The sequence below is a fragment of the Xanthobacter sp. BG11Y11_SDJG genome (assembly GCF_057364445.1).
The window spans coordinates 1-6,446 of the sequence record NZ_JBNFNU010000252.1 but is presented as its reverse complement, the minus strand read 5'-3'; the positions used below and the strand labels follow the sequence as shown (position 1 = coordinate 6,446).

General features: G+C 72.1%; 6 protein-coding genes and 1 pseudogene. 3 read left to right on the top strand and 4 right to left on the bottom strand.

Annotation, left to right across the window (positions count from 1 at the left end):
- Both AC2W7M_RS17675 and AC2W7M_RS17670 read right to left on the bottom strand, forming a co-directional pair.
- The coding region (locus AC2W7M_RS17675) for a dienelactone hydrolase family protein (RefSeq protein ID WP_486133667.1) at window positions 1-338 on the bottom strand (338 nt) is incomplete at its 3' end.
- Between the two features lie 92 nt (window positions 339-430).
- Window positions 431-1,177, bottom strand: a complete 747-nt coding sequence (locus AC2W7M_RS17670; RefSeq protein WP_486133665.1) for an FkbM family methyltransferase — start codon at window positions 1,175-1,177, stop codon at window positions 431-433.
- Between the two features lie 322 nt (window positions 1,178-1,499).
- Between AC2W7M_RS17670 and AC2W7M_RS17665 the strand changes: the two genes are divergently transcribed.
- Together AC2W7M_RS17665 and AC2W7M_RS17660 are read left to right on the top strand one after the other, a co-directional pair.
- Window positions 1,500-2,438, top strand: a complete 939-nt coding sequence (locus AC2W7M_RS17665; protein ID WP_486133663.1) for an MBL fold metallo-hydrolase — start codon at window positions 1,500-1,502, stop codon at window positions 2,436-2,438.
- Between the two features lie 75 nt (window positions 2,439-2,513).
- A complete protein-coding gene (locus tag AC2W7M_RS17660; protein ID WP_486133661.1) occupies window positions 2,514-3,374 on the top strand; it encodes a hypothetical protein in 861 nt (286 codons plus the stop codon).
- Window positions 3,375-3,599: 225 nt separating this feature from the next.
- Here the strand turns inward: AC2W7M_RS17660 and AC2W7M_RS17655 are convergent, their stop codons facing one another.
- Entirely contained in the window at window positions 3,600-4,001 is a 402-nt protein-coding gene (locus tag AC2W7M_RS17655; protein WP_486133660.1) for a DUF1801 domain-containing protein, read from the bottom strand.
- Window positions 4,002-4,161: 160 nt separating this feature from the next.
- On the bottom strand, window positions 4,162-5,955 hold the full coding sequence (locus AC2W7M_RS17650; RefSeq protein WP_486133658.1) for an acyl-CoA dehydrogenase family protein: 1,794 nt from the start codon (window positions 5,953-5,955) through the stop codon (window positions 4,162-4,164).
- A 143-nt stretch (window positions 5,956-6,098) separates the two neighbouring features.
- On the opposite strand from AC2W7M_RS17650, the pseudogene AC2W7M_RS17645 reads away from it, so the two are divergent.
- Window positions 6,099-6,446, top strand: a pseudogene (locus AC2W7M_RS17645) (L-threonylcarbamoyladenylate synthase); the annotation flags it as partial.

Below are 6,446 nucleotides of genomic sequence, written 5' to 3'. Positions count from 1 at the left end.
CGGCGGCGGCGCCGGTGCTGGCGCCGAACAGCCCGACCGGCAGGCGCGCGAGCCCGCTCCTCCGCCTTGGCCCAGCCCACGGCCTCGGACAGCCGGTCGGCCAGAAGGTCGATGTCGAACACCTTGGCGCGGTCGGCCTCCTCCTCGAGCGAGAGCAGGTCGAACAGCACGGTGGCGATGCCCTGCCGGTTCAGCGCCTCGGCGACCATCCCGTTGCGCGGGGAAAGGCGGCTCGAACCGCTGCCATGGGCGAACAGGACGAGGGCGCCCGCATAGTCCGGGACGCTCAGCGTCCCGGGAAGGCCGTGCGGCGGCACTCTCACCTCGAACGTCGCCATGCCGCCCTCCGGTGCCGGCAGGAGCCGGCGCCGTACTTTATGCGGGCCCCTGCGGCATCTCGGCCTTGATCACGGTCAAGTGGCGCCTGCGCTCAGCGCTCCGCCCGCCACGCCCACAGCAGGTGGTGCATGCCGTCTTTCACCTGGAAGCCCTTGGCCATGAGGTGGGCGATGACGGCGGCGCGGGTGCGGTTGCCTTTGCCCTGGTCGTGGATCTCCACCACCATCTGGCGGATGCGGGCGAGCAGCGCGTCGGAGGCGCCGTAGAGGATGTCGAACTCCGCACCCTCGCAATCCATCTTCATGAGGTCGCAGGTGGCGATGCCCTGCGCCGCGAACGCCTCCTCAAGGGTGACGGCCGTCACCGTGATCTTCTCTCCCGTGCTGCGCACCAGCGATGCCGAGGTGGAGACGCCGGTGGCGTCGCCCCGGTGGAAGACCAGCGTGCCCGCCTGCCCCGCAATGGCCGTCTCCACCGCCGTGATGCGGCCGCCGGCCTCGGCGGCGTTGCGGGCCAGCGCGGCGAAGTTCACCGGGTCGGGCTCGAAGGCGACCACGCGGGCGCCCTTGAAGCGGCTGGCGGCGAACACGCTGAAGGCGCCGATATTGGCGCCGATGTCCACCACACTCGCGCCTTCGGGCATGGGCAGCGGCATGCCGGAGAGATAGGCCTCGTCGAAGAACACCTCCTTGAACTCGTGCATCACTTCGCGCGGGACATGGATGCGCCCGCCGCCGCGCAGCTCGAACAGGGCCGGGGACGCGGTGGTGAGGTTGTACTTGTGCGCGAAATAGACCGGCCAGTTGGAAATGGTCTTGATGAGGTTGAGATAACGCATCCTTGCTCCGCCGATGGTCCGCGCCGGTTGGTCCGCACAAGAAGCGGCCCCTCCCGCCGCCGGAACGGGCGGTGGAAGGGGCCTTCCGCCGCCGATTATGCCACGCCCGCCCGCGCGCCGCACCCGCCGGCGGCATTTTGCGGTGCGCCGTGCCCCAGATCGGGGTTAGGTCGGGGTCACGTCGGAACCAGGTCGGACCGAGATCGGCCTGAGGCCGGGCCGGCGCCCCGCCGTCGCGGGCGATTCCCCGCCCGCCCGAGATTGGCCGCGATCGGTGCGCCTGATAGCGTCCGCGCGCCCTCCCGCGCCCCAGGAGCAGATGATGTCCGCCCTCTCCCGCCGCGCCTTCATTGCCGCCAGCGCCGCCGCTGCCGCTCGGCGCCCTGCGGCGCTCGCCGATTCGCATTCCCGCCCGCCGTCGGCGCCGCTCGGCGCGGCGGGCTTTCCGGGTGGGGGCGTTTTTCAGGTGACGCCGCTGTTCGACGGGACCTTTCCTCTGCCCCTGCCGGTGATCCCGGATGCCCAGAGCCCGCAGGGCGCCGCGCTGCTCAAGGCCGCCGACCTGCCGGCGAACGGTCCGGTGCCGATCCCGGTGAACGCCTTCGCGCTGGAGCGGGATGGCCGCCTCGTTCTGATCGATTGCGGCTGCGGGTCCCTGTTCGGCGCCGATTTCGGCAAGGCGTTCGGCGCCATGGCGGGCGCCGGCATCGACCCGGCGAAGGTGGACGCGATCCACCTCACCCATCTCCACGGCGACCATGCGGGCGGCCTTCTCGCCGCCGACGGCACGGCGCGCTTCCCGAAGGCGCGCGTCACGCTGCAGCTCAAGGAGATCGCCTTCTGGAGCGACGACGCCATGCTCGCCCGCGCGCCGGAGGCGATGAAGCCCTTCTTCAAGATCGCCCGCGACGTGCTGGCCGCCTACAAGGACCGGATCGAGCCGCTCGAGGGCGTCGCGGCGCTGGCGCCGGGCGTGCTTGCCATGCCTTTTCCCGGCCATACGCCGGGCCATATGGGGGTGCTGATCGAGGACGGTCCCGAGCGCATCCTGCTGTGGACCGACGTGCTCCACACCGCCGCGCTCCAGTTCCCCAATCCCGGCTGGTCGCTCCTGTTCGACGTGGACATGGCGGAGGCGCGGGCGACCCGTCTTCGGCTGCTCGACCTGGTGAGCGCGGACAAGATCGCGATCATGGGCTCCCATCTCGCCGTGCGCGGCCTCATCGAACCGAAGGGTGCGGGCTATGCGTTTGCGGGCTGAGCACCGCGCCGCCGCGGCGCTGCTGATCGCCTGCGCCTCCTGCGCCCCGCTGCGGCGGGCGAGATCGGGGTCGCGGTGGCGAACGGCACGACGCCCACCGCCTGCGCCGAGACCGACAACGTCTCTCTCACCTTCTCCGCCCCCGCGGTCACCGGCCTCAGGATCGAGGCGCGGCACCCGGCCTATGTGGGCACGCTCGCGATCGACAGCACGGCGCCGGACTTCACCGCCTGCGACATGACGAACGACCCCAAGGTCCCCGCCGCCGCGCCGCTCGCCGAGCCTAAGCGCACCACGCTCTTTGAGACGCCGGACCTGTGGCTCGTGGGCTTCACCTATCCCTCCTTCTGGCGCGCGGCGGCGACGCCGGTGCGGGTCGGGGCGCGCACCTTCGAGGGGCTGCATCTGGTCCAGCTCTGGGTGTGGCACAAGGAGCGCGCCGAGGAGGTGCTGGTGGTCTATCCGCCGGACGGCTACTGGCGCGCCCGCCCGCTGCCGCCGCCGCATCTGCGTGGCGTAGCCTACGGCTCGTCCTTCCTGCTCGGCCCTGTCGAGGACAAGGGGCGGCCGGTGGTCGATCTCAAGGAGATCGCGTTCGATCCCGCAGCCAAGGCCTTCACGCTCGCCTTCGCCGCAGGCGGCACCGCGCGGCTCGCCCTCGCCGAACTGTCCGAGGCGCGCATGGTGCTGGAGGCGACGTTCGACCGGCCGCGCGCCGGCGCCTTCGCGGCCCTGCGCTCCATGTATGTGACGGAAGCGAACGCCGACGTCGCCCGCCTCGCCTTTCGCACCGGCGCCGACGGCTGGCGCGAGGCGCACGTGACCGCCTTTGCCGGAGCCTCCGACGTCCGCGCTCTGTGGGCCGGCCGGCTCGCGCCGTCCGCCCACAACACCAGCGCCCCCGACATGGTGTTCGACCGCTTCACGGGGCCGTAGGCCGGCGGCGCAGTCCGCGATGCCTCAACGCCCCGGCGTCCGAACCCCTCACCCCGGCCCTCTCCCGCAAGGGGAGAGGGGGCGCGAACGGAGGCGACGGCCCCTGGCGTTGGAACGGGCCGACCCTACGAGGGGCTCCCCCCCTCCGTTGGGAGAGGGGGGCGTGAATGCAGCGCTTGCGCCTCGCCAGGCTGCTACCCTGGGCGGCGCTCACCTGCCCGGCTGCTACGGCGTCCAGCCGGGCAAGGCCGCGGCCTGCGCCACCCAGGCCGCCATCCGCGCGTCGTCGACTGGATCGCCCTCGCGCAGGTCGATCCAGCGCGCGTCGCCGCTGCGGGCAGTGCCGCCGGGTGGCAGCGGGTCGAGCGACATCCCGGCGAAGAAGGTCACCTTCACGTAGCGGGCAAAGACGTGGACCGACAGGAACCAACCCTGCCCCTCCACGCCGTAGAACGGCGAGTTCCAGCGCACAGCCTTGCGCACGCCGGGCACGGTGCGCATCACCAGCGTATCGAGGCGCGTGCCCACCTGTCGCGTCCAGCCCGGCATGGCGGCGATATAGGCCTGTACCGGCCCGTCGCCGTCGCCCTTGGCGATCTGCGGATTGCCGCCGGACAGGAGGACCACGCCGCATCCGCCGCGCTGCCCTTCGCAACGGGGCGCACCGCCTTGGCCGGGCGCGCGGCGGCGCCGGACTTCACGGGTGGCTTGCTCATGCTGCCTCCTTGGCCGGAGGGCACATTACGTTACGCTATGCAGATCGGCCACCGGCGCATCGGGAGCCTTCTCAATCGACCGCCAGCACCGCCTCAGCCTCCAGCACCGCGCCGGCGCCGCCGGTGACGCTTTCGCAGAGGCCGCGCGCCTCGGTGGCCAGATTCTCGGCGAAGAAGCGGGCGAGCGCGATGCGGGAGGCAAGGCGCGGGTCGCTCTCGCCCCCGCTGCGGGCGCGGTGCGCCGCCAGCGCCGCCTTGGCGAGATAGGCGCCGCCGGCCGCGCGGGCGAACAGGCGCAGATAGGGCGTCGCCCCCGCCAGCGCCTTGGCTTGGTCCTCGCCCAGCCAGTCCAGCATCTTTCGGGTGGCGGCGGCAAAGGCGTCCACCGCCTCGGCGAGCCGCACGCCCGTATGGCCGAACTCGGGGGCGTTCACCGCCGTCACGTCGGCCGCGATGGCGCGATAATCGGCGATCAGGCCCTCCACCACATCGCCGCCGTTCTGGCCGATCTTGCGGGTGACGAGGTCGATGGCCTGGATGCCGTTCGTGCCCTCATAGATGGCGAAGATGCGCGCATCGCGCAGGTGCTGCGCCGCGCCCGTCTCCTCGATATAGCCCATGCCGCCATGCACCTGGACGCCCATGGAGGCGACCTCGATGCCGATGTCGGTGGAGAAGGCCTTCGCCACCGGCGTGAGCAGGCTCGCCTCGGCGTGCGCGGCGGCGCGGGCGGCGGGTCGCAGGCGGTGATAGCGGTCGAGCGCGTCCGCGGTCATCAGGCAGATGGCGCGCGCCGCCAGCGTCTCGGCCCGCATGGTGAGCAGCGTGCGCTGCACGTCCGGATGGGCGACGATGGGCGCCATGCCCTCGCCCGTGTAGGACGCCGCCTTGCCCTGGCGACGCTCCTTCGCAAAAGCGATGGCGCGCTGGGTGGCGCGCTCGGCGATGGCGACGCCCTGCACGCCCACCGCCAGGCGGGCGTTGTTCATCATGGTGAACATGCAATTGAGGCCGCGATTCTCCTCGCCGATGAGCCAGCCGACCGCGCCCTCGCCTTGGTCGCCGAAGCTCATGGTGCAGGTGGGCGAGCCGTGCAGGCCGAGCTTGTGCTCGATGCCGGTGCACACCGCGTCGTTGCGCGCACCCAGGCTGCCGTCCGCGTTCACCAGGAACTTCGGCACCAGGAACAGCGAGATGCCGCGCGTGCCGGCGGGCGCGCCGGGCAGGCGCGCGAGCACCAGGTGGACGATGTTCTCGGCGACGTCGTGCTCGCCATAGGTGATGAAGATCTTGGTGCCGAAGATGCGGTAGGTGCCGTCGCCCTGGGGCTCGGCGCGGGCGCGCAGGGCCGAGAGGTCGGAGCCCGCCTGCGGCTCGGTGAGGTTCATGGTGCCGGTCCAGGTGCCGGCCACCAGCTTCGGCAAATAGGTGTCCTGCAGCGCCGGCGCGCCGTGGGCGGTGAGCGCCTCCACCGCACCCATGGTGAGCACGCCGCAGATGCCGAAGGCGGGGCTCGCGGAATTCCAGAACTCGGTGAGCGCGGAGGTGAGCGCGACCGGCAGATGCTGGCCGCCGAACCGCTCTTCGGCCGCCACCGAGGGCCAGCCCGCCGCCGCCCACGCCTCATAGGCGGCGCGCACACCGGCGGGCGTCGAGACCGCGCCGTCCTTCAGCGTGCAGCCCTCCTTGTCCGCCACCCGGTCGAGGGGGACGATCTCGGAGGCGGCGAACTTGCCGGCCTCCTCCAGCACGCTGTCCACGAGATCGAAGGACAGATCGACGACGCCCTCTTCCATGAGCCGCGGCAGCGAGGTGCAGCTCTTCAGCAGGAAGGACACATCCTCGACGGGTGCGCGATAGGCCATCGGTCTCTCCACGTGTGCATGTACGCCGGCTTGACCCGGCACGGCCTGCTCTCTAGAGCCGGAACCGGCGCACCAATTCGCGGCGTCGCCCCCGTTTCGTCAAGGGCCTGGCTTTGGCCCCTTCGTCTGATGCGCCGGCAATCATGAACCCGTCCGCAACCCGCCTGCACCGCCCGACCCTGCGCCTTTCGGCCGACGCGCCGCAGGCGCCGGCGCAGTGCGCGGCGCTGCTCGCCGAGGGCCGGCTGGTCGCCTTTCCCACCGAGACCGTCTATGGCCTCGGGGCGGACGCGGCGAACCCGCGGGCGGTGGCGGACCTCTATGCCGCCAAGGGCCGGCCCCGCCTTCAACCCGCTCATCGCCCACACCGCCACGGCGGCGCAGGCGTTCGCCATCGGCGCCTTCTCCGCCGAGGCGCGGCGGCTCGCCGCGGCCTTCTGGCCCGGCCCGCTGACGCTGGTGGTGCCGTTCGCCGGAGGCGAGGCTGTGTG